Annotated in this window: 11 protein-coding genes; 4 read left to right on the top strand and 7 right to left on the bottom strand. The window is 48.1% G+C overall.

All coding sequences use genetic code 11. The annotated features are described in order from the left end of the window. Positions 1–15: 15 nt before the first annotated feature. Positions 16–759 (bottom strand): N-acetylmuramate alpha-1-phosphate uridylyltransferase MurU, encoded by a 744-nt coding sequence (gene murU, locus BTV99_RS02165; RefSeq protein ID WP_075100683.1) that lies wholly within the window; start codon positions 757–759, stop codon positions 16–18. A 108-nt stretch (positions 760–867) separates the two neighbouring features. Next, positions 868–1950 carry an aminoglycoside phosphotransferase family protein gene (locus BTV99_RS02160; protein ID WP_075100773.1) on the bottom strand — a complete coding sequence of 361 codons (1083 nt, stop codon included), beginning with the start codon at positions 1948–1950 and terminating at the stop codon, positions 868–870. A gap of 398 nt (positions 1951–2348) precedes the next feature. On the opposite strand from BTV99_RS02160, the gene BTV99_RS02150 reads away from it, so the two are divergent. Then, positions 2349–5603 (top strand): LPS-assembly protein LptD, encoded by a 3255-nt coding sequence (locus tag BTV99_RS02150; protein ID WP_256713706.1) that lies wholly within the window; start codon positions 2349–2351, stop codon positions 5601–5603. Between the two features lie 174 nt (positions 5604–5777). Beyond that, positions 5778–7163: a peptidylprolyl isomerase gene (locus BTV99_RS02145; protein WP_075100681.1), complete on the top strand. Its 1386-nt coding sequence runs from the start codon at positions 5778–5780 to the stop codon at positions 7161–7163. Between the two features lie 180 nt (positions 7164–7343). Here the strand turns inward: BTV99_RS02145 and BTV99_RS02140 are convergent, their stop codons facing one another. The 5 genes from BTV99_RS02140 to BTV99_RS02120 form a co-directional block, all read right to left on the bottom strand. Next, positions 7344–8084 carry a MauE/DoxX family redox-associated membrane protein gene (locus BTV99_RS02140; RefSeq protein WP_075100680.1) on the bottom strand — a complete coding sequence of 247 codons (741 nt, stop codon included), beginning with the start codon at positions 8082–8084 and terminating at the stop codon, positions 7344–7346. A gap of 106 nt (positions 8085–8190) precedes the next feature. Beyond that, complete coding sequence (locus BTV99_RS02135) at positions 8191–8661, bottom strand: DUF305 domain-containing protein (RefSeq protein WP_075100679.1); 471 nt, start codon at positions 8659–8661, stop codon at positions 8191–8193. A gap of 112 nt (positions 8662–8773) precedes the next feature. Further along, positions 8774–9769 carry a copper resistance protein B gene (locus tag BTV99_RS02130; RefSeq protein ID WP_075100678.1) on the bottom strand — a complete coding sequence of 332 codons (996 nt, stop codon included), beginning with the start codon at positions 9767–9769 and terminating at the stop codon, positions 8774–8776. Positions 9770–9932: 163 nt separating this feature from the next. After that, a complete protein-coding gene (locus BTV99_RS02125) occupies positions 9933–11636 on the bottom strand; it encodes a copper resistance system multicopper oxidase (RefSeq protein WP_075100677.1) in 1704 nt (567 codons plus the stop codon). Positions 11637–11692: 56 nt separating this feature from the next. Next, on the bottom strand, positions 11693–12289 hold the full coding sequence (locus BTV99_RS02120) for a DUF411 domain-containing protein (RefSeq protein WP_372046334.1): 597 nt from the start codon (positions 12287–12289) through the stop codon (positions 11693–11695). 254 nt (positions 12290–12543) lie between these two features. On the opposite strand from BTV99_RS02120, the gene BTV99_RS02115 reads away from it, so the two are divergent. Beyond that, positions 12544–13254: a heavy metal response regulator transcription factor gene (locus BTV99_RS02115; protein ID WP_075100675.1), complete on the top strand. Its 711-nt coding sequence runs from the start codon at positions 12544–12546 to the stop codon at positions 13252–13254. Further along, entirely contained in the window at positions 13251–14732 is a 1482-nt protein-coding gene (locus BTV99_RS02110) for an ATP-binding protein (RefSeq protein ID WP_075100674.1), read from the top strand. Before BTV99_RS02115 ends, BTV99_RS02110 begins: the two co-directional genes overlap by 4 nt. Positions 14733–14818: the final 86 nt, after the last annotated feature.

Here is a 14818-nt window from a genome sequence, read left to right as displayed (position 1 = left end):
TATAGACAGTGAGCACTAAGCGCCTTGATGACTGGCGGCTCCTTTATCATCGATAAACTCATTGACTTGCGCCAAACGTTCAGGTGTGCCAACGTCTATCCAGTTATCTGCTATCACCTCGGCGGTGATTTGAAACTTCATCATCGCCTGCTTGAGCAGCGGCGCCAGTGCCGCTGGCTGACCTGAGGCCAACCCATCGACCAGTCTTGGCGACATCACGCTGATACCAGCAAAGGTATGTTTGTCTGCATTATCAATCGGCTGCTCGCTGGCAAGACCATTGTTAATGGCAAAATCCCCGCCACTATTGTGCTCTGGATTGTCAATCAGCAATAGATGCGCGCGCTGATCCGCCCCCAGCTTATAGTCAATCAATTGCGAAAAATCATAAGTCGTCCACACATCCGAGTTGACTAAAATAAACGGCTCATCTCGTAGCTTGGCTGCCTGCAGCGCCTGAAATATCCCTCCTGCCGTCTCCAGTGGCTCATCGCTTTCGACCGACCAATGCAGGGTCACGCCATATTGCGCCCCGTCACCCAACCTCTCTATCAGGGTATCGGCGAGCCATGAGGCGTTGATAGTGATATCGGTAATACCAGCCGCTCGTAGTGCCTTGATATGCCAGACGATCAGCGGCTGACCGCCCACCTCTACCAAAGGCTTGGGAGTCTCTAAGGTCAGCGGCCGCAGACGCGTACCCTTGCCAGCTGCCAAAATCATTGCTTGAGTAATCGTTGCTTGGTTGGTCTCAGACATGTGCGCTCCGTGTTTTTGTTTTTGTTATTGCTTTTTAAATACTGCTAAATACTGCCTAGGGCGTGCCTTCAATTCACTCGGTAGTTATCTAAACGGGCTAAAAATGGCCTAAATATATTGCTGCACAAACTGACGCTGATACGCTGGCAATATATGCTCTCTTAGATAGTCATTGAAAGGTGCCACCGCTTGCTGCATCTGCAGGCTACCATGCGCCTCCAACCATTCTAGCTCAACCATAAAATCGCGCATCACTTTCGGAATATCGGCCAAATAGCGGTCTTTGCCATCACGCTGCGATAGGCGCACAAAGATTCCCAGTACCTTTAGATGGCGCTGGACACCCATGACATTCATATCGTTTTCAAACTGCGCGATATCGGCAGCTGTGCTCAAGCCTGCTTGCTTTTGTAATTGCCAAAAATCACGCGTCCATGCAGATATCTGCGGCTCAGACCACTCCACATAAGCATCACGCAGCAGCGATACCAAATCATAAGTATAAGCGCCAATCACCGCATCTTGAAAATCAATCACCCCCAAGCGTGAGTGATCGGCTTGATCTTGCATCAAGTTGCGGCTGTGATAATCACGATGGACGACGACTGCTGGCTGCTGCAAAATCTCTTGTATCAATACCGCTTTTAGCGCCCGCCACAGCTTTGGATCAACTGCCACGCCGATATATGGCATAAACCATTCACTAAACAAATCCATCTCTCGGTCTAGCAGTGCACTGTCATAATCAGGCAGCTGATGCTCAGATTTTGCTTGTTCAACAGAGAGTGTTTGTAATGCGACCAACGTCTGCATGGCCAGCTGATAATGGCGATCGACTTGCTCGGGCGTGGCTTTAACTAGTAAATGAGCAAACTCTACCGTACCAAAGTCTTGTAGCACCAAAAAGCCTTTTGCCACATCCTGCGCAATCAGCGTTGGCACATTGATCACAGGTGCCATCAATTTGGCGACATTGATAAACTGACGCATGGCGTCTTGTTCATCAGCCGAATCCATGACAATATAACGTGCCGCTTGCGATTGGGGCTCTGTTGTCAGCTGCAGGCGATGATACTGACGCGCGCTGGCATCCCCTGGCAGACTCTGTAAATCAAAGGTCTGCTCTGTAAAGACTGCTTGTAGCCAGTCGTGCAATTGCTGCTGGCGGCTGTTGGGTAGCGGCTGGGTCATAGGGCTCTCTAAAATCGTATTATCGGTTATAAAAAAGTAAATGTCGGTGGTCAACAACTAAAGTAGTGATAAGTCTGGCAAAACCTTGCTAAAATAGTGACGCCTATCTTGGTCATCATCGCTTTTATTGGTAGATAAGCGCGCGTTTGGCACGATGGCTACTGCTGAGCATAAATGCAGCAGCCTGTGCTCATCTTATAATTTTTGGTAAATAGTGTAGCTGATTTGGTTTTTTTTGACTATGATTAGTCGTCATTATATGTAAAACCGCCTGACTGTTGACACCATTTAGCATAATAAGGTCAATCTGTCGGCGCTGATGTATGACAGTATCTAAAAGATACGGCCACTCAATTACGTATCGCAATCTAACCGGCTCTGCAATCATAGGTGTGCCCTTGCTATATTCTTCGCTCTACCAAAGCATTCGTTTGATCTTATTTGGCGCGTTAGGTTTATCGAGCCTTGCGGTTAATGCCGCACTCAGCGAGGCAGAACCACAGACACAAACGACCAAGCCCCTGTCTGCAGATAGCGCGCACCGTCCTGCTTATCTGGCAGCAAATCAGTCTGCCAGTCGCGCGGCAAAAGACACCCACCATGCTTTTGACCAAGATATCCGTTATCCTCAAAGCACTCTTACGCCCATCGCAAAAAATTCGACTGTAAACAATGCCCGTGCAAACAACGCCCGTGCATCGAGCGATAGCGACAGTACGCCAAGCCCGTCACTGGGGGCAACAGCGATCAATAACGACGGCAATAGCAATGACAACAGTAGCGTCTCAGGCTCTGCCTTGCCGCCAGCATTTGTGCCAGCCCCTGCGATACCCGACACGCTCGATGCGCAGTATGGCGGCGTTACATTTTTTGATGAGCCTGCCGGTACCATCAATACCGACAATGACAATGCCTCCTTGCAAACGCCTGAGCAAGTGGCCAGCACTCTAGATGTCGACACCACAGCCACTATGGCTCACCATGCCAATCCTGAGGTTGATACCAGTAACAGTATCCATTACAACGCTGGCGCTGATACCCATAACGATAATAACAATACTGATACCCCTAACAGCGACGAGAGTATTCAAGACAGCCTCAAACGGTTGGCTGAGTTTTATGAGCTTACACCTGAAACCGAGTCATCAGATATCAATAGCAGCATGAGTCTGCCAGACGATGAGACAAACGCGCTACCAGAGGCGCTCATGCCGAGGGCACAAACCATTCCAAAGGTTGGCCGCAATCTAGAGCTGCTACCTAGAGCAATCGATAGTGCCCAGCGCTGTGAGGGTCAATGGGTCTATCCTAAACGCAACCCCAATTATCAGCGGGCAGTCAATGAAGCAGGCGGCATCAATGGACAAGCCGCGCCGAATGTCAGTGAGGTACCAAACCAGCAAGCGCCGCTATTTTCAGAGTCAGACTACGGCTATTATGACAATGTCGACTATGCTGAGCTATCAGGCAATGTCATTATCAACCAAGGTACCCAGCATATCGAAGCTGACAAAGTATTGCTGGATTTAGGCAGCGGTGTGGCGGCAGCGCAAGGCAAAGTCATGTTTACGGACAAGGCAACTGGCAGGCGAGCAGCGCAGCGCAAGGTAAACCAAACCCAAGTCAATTTGACAGACAAAGCGACGCAAGGCGGCCTCATCGGGGTGGCCGATAGCCTCAATTACAACACCGAAACAGGCCAATCCACCGCCAAAGACGTGGCGTTCGCCAGTGTCGAATTACAAGCCCACGGCTATGCCAAGCAGCTAAACAGACCCAATGAGACGCAGTATGAGCTCGATGAGGTGATGTTTAGCACCTGCCCTCCGACCAATCGCAAATGGCAATTTGACGCCAAAAGCATCGACTTAGATACCGACACCGGTCGCGGCGAGGCATATAACACGACTTTTCGTGTCGCCGATGTGCCCGTATTTTACTTGCCTTATTTTAACTTTCCGATCGACAGTCGGCGTAGCAGCGGGTTTTTGTTACCCAGCGCCAGTGTCAGTAGTGAAAACGGCTTAGAAGTTGATGTGCCTTATTATTTTAACTTAGCGCCCAACTATGATGCCACGATCAACACGCACATCTATACCGATCGCAACCCTATGCTATCAGGTGAGTTTCGTTATTTGACCGAAAACTACGGCGAAGGTATCTTTAATGGCTCTTATTTGCCAAGCGACCGAGAGTATGGTGATGAAGATCGCAGTAGCTTTTTTTATGATCATGCATGGTCTTCTAAGAGCATTCCGCGGTTGAGTGGCGATGCCAAATACAGCTACGTGTCAGACTCAGATTATCTCGATGATTTTGATACGCTTGGCTTATCTGATAGTACGGTAAACTTACCAAGACGGGCGCGCCTAAACTACTATAACGACTATGTCAGCGGCGAGCTAAAAGTTGAGACTTTTCAGACGCTCGATGCGTTCAATGGTGATGGCGAGGCGTTGCAAGATAAGGACAAACCGTATTCACGCTTACCGCAGCTAAGCGTAAACTATCGCCTGCCCACCGCCAATAATTTTGATATAACTGGCGTCCATGACTCCGCTTATTTCAAAAAATCCATCGATGATGGCTCAGAAAACGAAAAAAGCGGCACACGTCTTTATAATAAAATCAGCGCCGTCTACCCTATCGAAAGCTCATGGGGCTATGTCAAACCCAAGCTCAGCCTCCAGCACCTGTATACGTCTTATGACGAAGACAGCTTGGCAGACAATCAGCTGAGTAAAGAAGATGGTAGCCAGTCAGCTTTTGTACCGCAGGCCAGTATCGACGCTGGACTGAACTTCTATCAAGCAGGCTCACCATTTGGCGCGTTTGATGAGACCATGGGCGGTTACCGTTTGCTCAGCCCGCGCTTAAAGTACACCTACTCGCCATACAAAGATCAAAACGACATCCCAAACTTCAACACCCGTATCGCCTCTATCAACTATGAGCAGCTATTTTCTGACAGTTGGTTTTTAGGTCACGATCGTCTGCAAGATTTGCACGCCATCACACCGGGTATAAATTATCGTTACATCGATGCAACGGGTGTGACACGTTTTGATGGTAGCATTGCAGAGCAGTTTTATATCGACAATGGACGCGTAACCTTAGAGAATGAGCAGCCAGTCTTTACCTCTTCGTCTTCAGGAATGGTGTGGAATACCAGTACGCAGCCTTATAACAACTTTTGGGTCGATGTCAGCGGCGCTTTGACCAATGACTATGACCTAAATTATGTGACCACTGAGCTGCGTTATCAGCCATCGGACAATAGTTTGTTTAACGTCGGGTTTGTCAAGCGTCAGCGTGACGAAAACACCGATCAGCTGCCATTGTCTGCCTTTACCGCCTCCGCCATTTTTCCTATCAACAACAATTGGCGAGTATTGGCACAGGGTCAATACGATTATAACCGTGATAAAATGCTCGACTCTTTAGTCGGTGTCGATTACGAAGACTGCTGTTTTGGTTTTGCAGTTTATGGTCGTCGTTACTATAATGACCTCAATGTAAAGGACGAGCCAACCCAAGCGGTGATGGCTGAGATTAGACTAAATGGTTTGGGCAGTGGTAGCAGCCGTTTGACCCGCCTGCTCTCTGACAAAATCTTAGGTTTTGAGCCTGTACAAAACGCTTGGAAAGACTAAGACATGATAGGTACTATGTGAGGCAGTAACGATACTGTGGGGCAATGGTACCGATATTTATAACCCTGTATTTTTAGGCTTTTAGGGACAACCCTGTCTATTATTTGATTATTAAGTGTATTGGGTAGAGTTAACCGACTACCATCCGATGCGATGACATTGATGAGGAGCATCATGAGATTTTTTTCTGTACGTCAGACCAGCCGCGCGGTACTGCTATCTATGGGTGCCAGCCTTGCGCTCACTTTGAGTGCTCAAGCGGCAACCGTCAAGCCTGCGAGCGTCCAAGCGGCTGATCCAACCAGCACCAGTCGTTTAACACCAGCAAACAGTACCGACGGTATCATCGCTTTGGTCAATGAAAACGCTATCTTAAAAAGCGAGTTGGTTGAGGCCATCCAGCAAACTCAGGCGCGCGCCCAAGCCGCGGGCGAGCCGATAGCCAACTCAGCACAGCTACAGTCTGAAGTACTAAACGCCCTTATCTTGCGTGAGTTACAACTATCGATGGTCAAACGCATCGGCCTGACGCCCGACGACGCGGCCATCAATCAGCGTCTTGGCCAAATCGCACAGGCTGAAGGCTTAAATAGTATCGCAGCCTTGCAGCAGCGCCTAGATGCCGCCCAACCTGGTAGCTATGCTGCTCTGCGCGCGCAATTGATCGAAGACGCCGCTATTCAGGCATTGCAGCAGCGCCAAATCAGTAGCCGCGTACGCATCAGTGAGCAAGACATCGATGCATTTTTGGCCTCACCTGAAGCCAAACGCCTAAACCAAAGTGAATACCAAACCATTCATGTGCGCGTGCCTTATATGGACGACTATAGCCGCCTATCTGAGGCGCAGCGCGAAGAAGCACTAAAAGTCGCTCAAGCCCTACGTACGCGCCTGCTTACGCCAAATGTCGATGTCACAGAGGCCATCTCCGCCAGTCAAGGCAGCTACCCTATCCCGCTCCAAGGTGGCGATATGGGCTTTCATAAAGCAGCATCTCTACCGACAGAACTATCTAGCGAGATTACCAAACTCGATGTAGGCGCCGTCAGTGCACCGCTCATCACACCAGAGGGTATCGATATCATTAAACTGGCTGACAAAAAAGCCAGTGATACCATGCTAGTACCGCAGTGGCATACTCGTCATATCCTCGTCAAAGTCGATGAGCTGCAGACAGACGCCCTCGCCGAACAAAAAATCAATGACCTCTATGAGCAGCTACGCGGTGGCGCTGACTTTGCAAGCTTGGCCTCGACCTACTCAGATGATCCAGGCTCTGCCGGACGTGGTGGCGATTTGGACTGGGTCAGTGAAGGCGATATGATAGGCCCATTTGAAGCCATGATGAAAAACACCACCGTGGGTGACTACTCTACTCCTTTTAAAACGCAATTTGGCTGGCATATCCTGCAAGTCGAGGGCAAGCGTCAGCATGACGTCAGCGACGAATATCGCCGCAATATGGCACGTCAAGCCCTGTATCAACGCCTAGCGCCGCAAGCAAAAGAAGACTGGCTCCAAGAGCTACGCGCGGGCGCTTATATCCAAGTGCTTGGCTAAGCGCCTATCGGTATATAAGCATAAGCTGTCGCATAAACATCGACAAAAACACCACTGTCAAAAAAAGGGTACATGCCAGCGCTTGTACCCTTTTTTGTTGCTTAGTAGGTGGCAGATTATCGTAAGAAACACACCTAACGCTTGTATTTCTATTATCAATTCAATCGAATATAAACACGATTATAAAAACCTAACCAGCATATAAACCCCCATAGCGATCATCATGATGTTTTCGGTCAAAGACACAAAGCCAAGCGGTACATTTGAGTTACCGCCCACGCAAGCACACTTAAGCTCACGCTTGTCTATATAGACTGCTTTGAACACCGAGACGCCATTGATACCGCCGATAACTATTGCAACGACAGCCGCTATGATACTCAGCCATGACACCCCTGCTAGCATGGCAATACCGACAAAAGCCTCGGCGAAGGGATAAACATACGCATAGCGCACAATTTTGCGTGCTAATAAATCATAGCCCAAAAACTGATTGGTAAAGCTTTCTAAATCTTGTAGCTTTTGAATGGCAAGCACAATCATCGATAAGGCGATAAACCAGATAAGCGTTTGTATCGTCAATAACGTACCGCTCATACCCCAAGTCAGCGAAAGGCTGGCCAGTGCGGTGGTGGCAAATATGGCAATCACTGGCGTGTAGCTAAAGCCCTCCTTTTGAGCAACCTTTTTACCAAAGTAGGCTTGCAGGTCATCATAGCCACCTACGCGCTCGCCATTAATAAGTATTTGCGGGGTGGTAGTGACATTGAATTTGTCTTTGACCGCTTGCGTCTCAGCATCATTGGTTAAGGGTTTGTCCTCAATCTCATAGCCTTTACGCTGTAACAAATCGAGCGCCTTTAGCCCAAAGGGGCAAACGTGATCGGCTTTTACCATACGGTAGACGGTTGCTGTTTTCATGCTCAATACTCCCTTTACTTTATCCTCACCGATAACTCAGTGTGCAAACGTTGTAGTCAGTACGAATATAGACACATCAGCGGTCAAACCCGCTGCCTTTGCTCGACTACTCTAGCTCTTTTATCAGCTGCTGCATCTCACTGATTTCGCGCTTTTGCGCTTTGATGATGTCATCGGCAAGCTGGCGCACGCGCGGGTCATCGATATCGGCGCGCTCACTGGTCAAAATAGCGATTGAATGATGCGGTATCATCGCTTGCATCCAATCGACTTGATCGACGGTTTGTTGTGAGCGCACGCCCCATATGCCAAAGGCAAACAATACGACACTAAGACCATAAACCATAAGGTTTACCTTGGTCTTTTTATACATATTGCCCATAAAGGCAAGCATAATGACTGCCATCATTGCGCCCATATATAGCGCCATATAGGCACGCGTTTCACTAAAATAAACGTGATCCCATTTATAGGTATTAAAATACATCATGATGTACATGACGATGGCCGAAGTAAGTATCATCAAAAAAAACTTCAGATACGGGTTCATTTGCGATTTATTATTATTCATATCCATGTGATTATCTCCATAAATGACACCTATATGGATAGATGCCAGTAATGAGCGTTATATTAATCTTAAGGCAGTTAGCAAAACTGATAGACTAAGACTGAAGTACGGGTCTAAATCAAAACCAAAATTTCACCCCTGCCGTGACGCTACTGGTATCAACATCTTCGTTGTTTTGGCGACGTAAGTCTCTTGTATCTGATAATGCTGTCTCGTAGCTAAAACCCACATAAGGGGACAGCTGACGACTAAGCATCTCATAAGTGAGCCGAATCTCAGTTTCTAACTCATTAAAGCCTTTGGTAATGTTATTGTCAGTATCATCCTTGCTAAATACCGTTAACCCAGCTTCTGGGATTACCACCCAATGCTGGTCTAAGCGCCATTCATACTCTGCACCAAGGTCAAGCTGGACTTGACCGTCGGTATAAACATAGGCTCTAGCATCCGTCTCAATAAAGTAAGGCGCCGTGCCGGTAATACCAGCCATCAGTGCTGATTTGTCGTTTTCGGTATTATAAGCGGCGCCGACTTCGCCGTTCCAAAAGACACCAAGCGGTTTCCAGTAAGACAGCGAGCTTAGGCTATCGATGGCTTTATCGTCTTTGGTCTCGGCGCTACCCTCGGTACGCAATCTTACCCGATGACTATCATCACCATACCAGCCTTCGAGCTCAAAGTTGACGGCATCCTCTTCAAACTGATAGCCCAAATCATCTACCGATATGCCCCAAGTCGGCAGGCTACCCATCATCACCGGCTTACCAAATTCACCATAGCCTATGCCATTGGAGTAATTAGGACTACGCGCATCAGCTGGCGGCTCACCGCCTTGCATGCCAGACATATCCATATCGTCATGACTCATACCGCTGTGATCCATATCCGACATATCCATACTGCTATGGTCCATACCAGACATATCTATCTTATCGCCATGATCCATACTCGACATATCATCTGTCATATCCATACCGCTATGGTTCATATTCGACATGTGCATACTGCTGTGCTCCATATCTGACATGTTCATTTCGGCTGCTACTAAGGGTGACGCTAGCAATGCGAATGATGACACGCCGATGAATGGCAGACTTTTTTTAATGGTTTTCATAATGAGCCTCATATAGTCTATTTATTTTGAAAAAATACAGTGAGGCTGCTAGAAATTTTTGCAGCCTCTGTCTGCGTAGGCACAGCACGCAAGAAAATTTTTATCAGCCTCACGCCATGACTCTTACCTGTATATTCTTCAGATAAATTAAATTCCACCATTTCTATACAACAGCAACTTCTCTAAACATACCTGCTTCCATGTGATAGAGCAGATGGCAATGCCAAGCCCAGCGTCCCGCCTCGCCCGTCACATCAAAACTCACCTTTTGCGCAGGATGCACCAAGATAGTATGTTTACGGACTTGAAAGTCACCACTAGGCGCGCGCAAATCACTCCACATACCGTGCAGATGCATTGGGTGGCTCATCATGGTGTCATTAACTAAGGTAATGCGCACGCGCTCATTAGGCTTGATATTGACAGGCGGCGCGTCTTTAAACATGATGCCATCGAGCGCCCAGATATAGCGCTCCATGTTGCCTGTTAGATGAATCTCTATCTCACGCGTGGGTTTGCGCTGTTCGCTCATGATCTCGTTGCCGACAGAACGCAGCTGGCTATACGTCAGCACCTCTCTGTCGATGTTACGCAGATTAATCCCAGGATCATCGAGATTCATCCGCGGACTATCAACGCGCATATCGGTCTTAAAATCATACTCAGTCTTGGCATGGTGCGCGTCATAACCCTTGTCGTCCATCGCCCCCATCATATCGGCCATGGTGAGCCACTCGATACCATCCATCTGAGGCGTGGCGGCACGAGCGCCTTTGCGAGTGGCTAGGGTCGCGGTCACATAATCGGTGCGATCGATATTTTGCGCAAAGATAGTATGGGCGTCCTTAGTTGGCGTGACGATGACATCATAAGTCTCAGCGACGCCAATGCGAAAATCATCGACCTCGACAGGCGCAACATCATTACCGTCAGTACCGACGACTTTTATCTTAAGACCGGGTATGCGCACATCAAATATCGTCTGCGCAGAAGCATTGATAAAGCGTAGCTTAACGGGTTGTCCTGCTTTAACCAGCTGCGCCCAATTAGCGGCGGTCGTTTTACCGTTAATCAGATAAGTAAAGGTTTTCTCACCTGATAAATCACTAAAATCAGTCGGCATCATACGCATCTGATTCCACATTTTGCGCTTATCAAAGGCCGCCTCTATATCGGTGGCAGCGATATCAGATAATAGTTTTTTAAAGTCTGGTAGATGATAGTTATCAAAGTCAGCGCGCTGCTTGAGTAGCTTGAGTAACCTATGCGGATCACGGTGCGTCCAGTCACTGAGCAAAATCACATGATCTTCTGCCACCGGATAGCGCTCCGCCGCTTTTGGCTCGATGACGATCGCGCCGCGCATACCGGTCTGTTCTTGAAAGCCCGTATGCGAGTGATACCAGTAAGTCCCTGATTGTTTGAGTTTGAATTTATAAGCAAAAGTGCTGTTGGCAGGGATGCCATCGAAGCTAATACCCGGCACGCCGTCCATCTCAAAAGGTACGAGCAGACCATGCCAATGAATAGAAGTCGGCTCATTCATCTGATTGTGCACGCGGATGATGACCGTATCGCCCTCTTGCATCTTCAGCGTTGGCGCAGGTAGTGAGTCATTAATCAGCGTGGCCATACTGGATTTTCCATTAACGATCACAGGCTTTTTGCTGATATAAAGGTCGAACTCATCACCCGTCAAGATAGGCACTTGATGATCGGGTCTATCGCTGTTAATAACCGCCTTGTTTTGCGAGCCCGCAAGCGCACTATTTGCCATCGTTGGCAGGCCAGATAACATGGATGCCCCTACTAAGGCGGACGATCCTGTCAAAAAATGACGGCGGTTGAGCGTATTTTTATTATTCATAAGATGACTCGTAATAAGGAATTAATAAATACTAAAATCTCTAAAAACGCTTCAAGCTATAGTTGCTGCTGCGGCGATTCAATCTGTGCATAAACCGTGCTGCTACCGTCTTTGTTAATTTGCATGATTTGATACGGATCAAATCTGTTTTGATCCTCCATACCTGGACTGCCCATAGGCATACCCGGCACCGCAAGGCCAATCGCACCGCTTGGTGGGTTTGCTAAAAACTGCGCCACATATTTGGCTGGTACATGACCTTCAAACACATAGCCATCACTCGTCACCGCAGTATGACAAGAGCGCATATTGTCAGGCACGCCGTAGCGCTGTTTAAACACCGCCAAGTCGCTGACATCTTGCCCGTCTGCCGTCATACCATGTTCCTCGGCATGACCGATCCATTCTTTACAGCAGCCACAATTGGCATCTTTGTAAACGGTGGCCGAGACGTTTTGTAAAATGGTTGATGATGGCTGCAGGTCTGATGCCTTTGTGTTTGACGCTGGGCTTATAGTCTCTACTGGTACTTGTGTGCTCGCCGTCGTTTGCTTATCAGCCGCATCGACATCTGGCTGACTACAAGCCATCAGCCCAACGCTCGCCGTCAATAAAACAACGCCGCCCAACCACTTATGGTCTGTATTAAACATCATGCTTTTATCCTTTTTTATCCCATTGCCTTGTATCAGATAATACTGTAGAGCGGGCGGCCTTTCACTAAGTCAACAGCCGTTATAAATGCGGCGGCCGATACCGTCCATAGTTTATATATTAGCGACCCCATTCTGACCGGCAGATGACGTGCAGATGACAATCCTGTCATCTTTGCCACCATCGATGTTCATAGCAGACAGAATCCTTTAGTATGGCCTTATGCTATGAACCTAATCTGCGAGGTGGGATGATGAAGGTATTATTGGTAGAAGATGAGATCAAACTTGGCGAGTATATAAAAAAAGGACTAACAGAAGCGGGGTTTGTCGTTGAGCATCATACAGCGGGTCTAGATGGCTATCATGCGCTCATGACCGATGAGTATAGCGTGGTGCTGATGGATGTCATGTTGCCTGATATCAGCGGCTTTGAGCTGATACGCAATTATCGCGCTGCCGGTAAGCAGACGCCTGTGCTGTTTTTGACCGCAAAAGACGAGTTGAGCGATCGAGTCAAAGGCATCGAGATCGGCGGCGATGATTATCTGACCAAACCTTTTGCCTTTGCCGAGCTGATCGTGCGTATAAAAAGCCTCTTGCGCCGCGCCAATCAAGCAGACTATAACAGCACGATATTACAAATAGCAGACCTACAGATGGATATCGCCAAGCGCACTGTACATAGAGGCGATACAGCCATTAAGCTGACGGCCAAAGAGTTTGCTTTGTTGCAGTTTTTATTAGAGCGCCGAGGTGAGGTGCTCCCGCGCTCTGTCATCGCCTCACAAGTATGGGACATGAATTTTGATAGTGATACCAATGTCATCGATGTGGCCATCAGACGCCTACGGCTCAAAATCGATGATGACTATGAGACCAAGCTTATTCATACCGTGCGCGGTATGGGATATCGCTTAGATGCGGCAGATACTGCCATAGCAGAGACGGATAACGCGCGATGAAATACCGCTTTGATAATCGGCGCTTACCACTATTATGGCGTACGATTTTTTTATTGACGATTTTTGTCGTCATCTCCCAAATCGTTATTTATATTTGGGTACAACGCTCGGTCAGCGGCCACTTTGAGCAAATGGACTCAGAGATCATCACACATGCTGCCTTTAATTTGCGCAAACGTGCCGATTATTTCAATGAACGCACGACGGCGACTTTGCCATTGTCCTCTACGCCTTCAGCGCCACTTTATCCTGATGACCTGCACGCCTCATGGTCAGACTATAATCTAAAAATCCTAGTGACTGACAGACAAGGGCATCGACTGTCCAGTGCGCCAAGTGGCTTTGCCCATGAGCTTCCCGCGGACTTTGACCTTTGGTCCTTATGGCAAACGCATCACGAGCAGCAATTTGTTACCAAAATCAATGACCGAAACTACCGCGCGGTGCTTATCAAAGACGAGCAGATCCTGGCCTTGATTGCCTTACCAATCGATGTCCATCATCAGTACCTTTTACAGTTCAATCGTCAGCTAAGCCTGATTTTACTGGCGATTACGTTGTTACTGGTTTCTGTTGCAGCCCTGAGCGTCTATTGGGGATTTGCGCCTTTATCCACCATTGTACAAAAGATGCAAGGCATCAATCCAGAGCGCTTGGATGAAAGAGTAAGCGTCAGTGACATGCCGCGCGAGCTACGGCCTTTGGCCGAGTCTTACAACCTCATGATGAGTAAACTTGAGAGTAATTTTGCTTCATTACTGCGGTTTTCGGACAATATCGCCCACGAGCTGCGCACACCGCTAGCCACCCTTGGTACGCAAACCCAAGTCATGCTGAGTAAGACCCGAGATACTGAAGAGTACATCGAGCAGCTACACCATCAGCACGACACACTCCAGCAACTATCAAGCCTCATCAATAATATGCTGCTGCTTGCCAAAACTCAAAAAGGGCTACATGACTCACAGCTTGCGCCAGTGAATACAGAGGAGTTGATCATAAAACTACTGGATTATTTTGATCTGATAGCCGAAGACCGCCGCTTACTCTTTAAAAAAACAGGCAGTTTTGAGGTAGTATTGGGTGATGAAGGTCTGCTACAAAGACTGTTTGCCAACCTTATGTCAAACGCCATACATTACGCCGCCAGTGACAGCGTTATTAGCGTCGACGCTGCCATCGAAGACCCATCAGAGCTGCAACCTACCAAACCCTCTAGCATCAGTACAGCTCATCGGTCAATGCTCATCATTACCATTACCAATCGCATGGCGCAGCCTATCAGTCAAGCAGACGCAGACAAGTTGTTCGAGCGCTTTCATCGTCATCATACCACTACCAACATGCATGCTGGATCGGGGCTGGGGCTATCTATCGTACAAGCCATCGCCCAAGCCCATGACGGTACTGTCAGCATTCGCATCAGAGATCATGAGTGCTTTGCCGTGAGTGTTAAGCTGTATCTGGCGCAAGTATAGTGGAGTCCAAATACATCAGCTATGGATACCTGTCTTCTACCAACAGATCTTCTACCAACAGATTTTGCAGACACAAAAAAACCCCA

The organism is Psychrobacter sp. Rd 27.2, assembly GCF_001921755.1.
GTDB classification, from domain to species: domain Bacteria; phylum Pseudomonadota; class Gammaproteobacteria; order Pseudomonadales; family Moraxellaceae; genus Psychrobacter; species Psychrobacter celer.
Note: the sequence above shows the minus strand (reverse complement) of the source record. Positions and strands in the feature narration are given on the sequence as shown.

Coding starts and splice junctions, on each gene's coding strand:
- murU (WP_075100683.1), bottom strand. CDS start 759: ATGTCTGAGACCAACCAAGCAACGATTACTCAAGCAATGATTTTGGCA.
- BTV99_RS02160 (WP_075100773.1), bottom strand. CDS start 1,950: ATGACCCAGCCGCTACCCAACAGCCGCCAGCAGCAATTGCACGACTGG.
- BTV99_RS02145 (WP_075100681.1), top strand. CDS start 5,778: ATGAGATTTTTTTCTGTACGTCAGACCAGCCGCGCGGTACTGCTATCT.
- BTV99_RS02140 (WP_075100680.1), bottom strand. CDS start 8,084: ATGAAAACAGCAACCGTCTACCGTATGGTAAAAGCCGATCACGTTTGC.
- BTV99_RS02135 (WP_075100679.1), bottom strand. CDS start 8,661: ATGGATATGAATAATAATAAATCGCAAATGAACCCGTATCTGAAGTTT.
- BTV99_RS02130 (WP_075100678.1), bottom strand. CDS start 9,769: ATGAAAACCATTAAAAAAAGTCTGCCATTCATCGGCGTGTCATCATTC.
- BTV99_RS02125 (WP_075100677.1), bottom strand. CDS start 11,636: ATGAATAATAAAAATACGCTCAACCGCCGTCATTTTTTGACAGGATCG.
- BTV99_RS02120 (WP_372046334.1), bottom strand. CDS start 12,289: ATGTTTAATACAGACCATAAGTGGTTGGGCGGCGTTGTTTTATTGACG.
- BTV99_RS02115 (WP_075100675.1), top strand. CDS start 12,544: ATGAAGGTATTATTGGTAGAAGATGAGATCAAACTTGGCGAGTATATA.
- BTV99_RS02110 (WP_075100674.1), top strand. CDS start 13,251: ATGAAATACCGCTTTGATAATCGGCGCTTACCACTATTATGGCGTACG.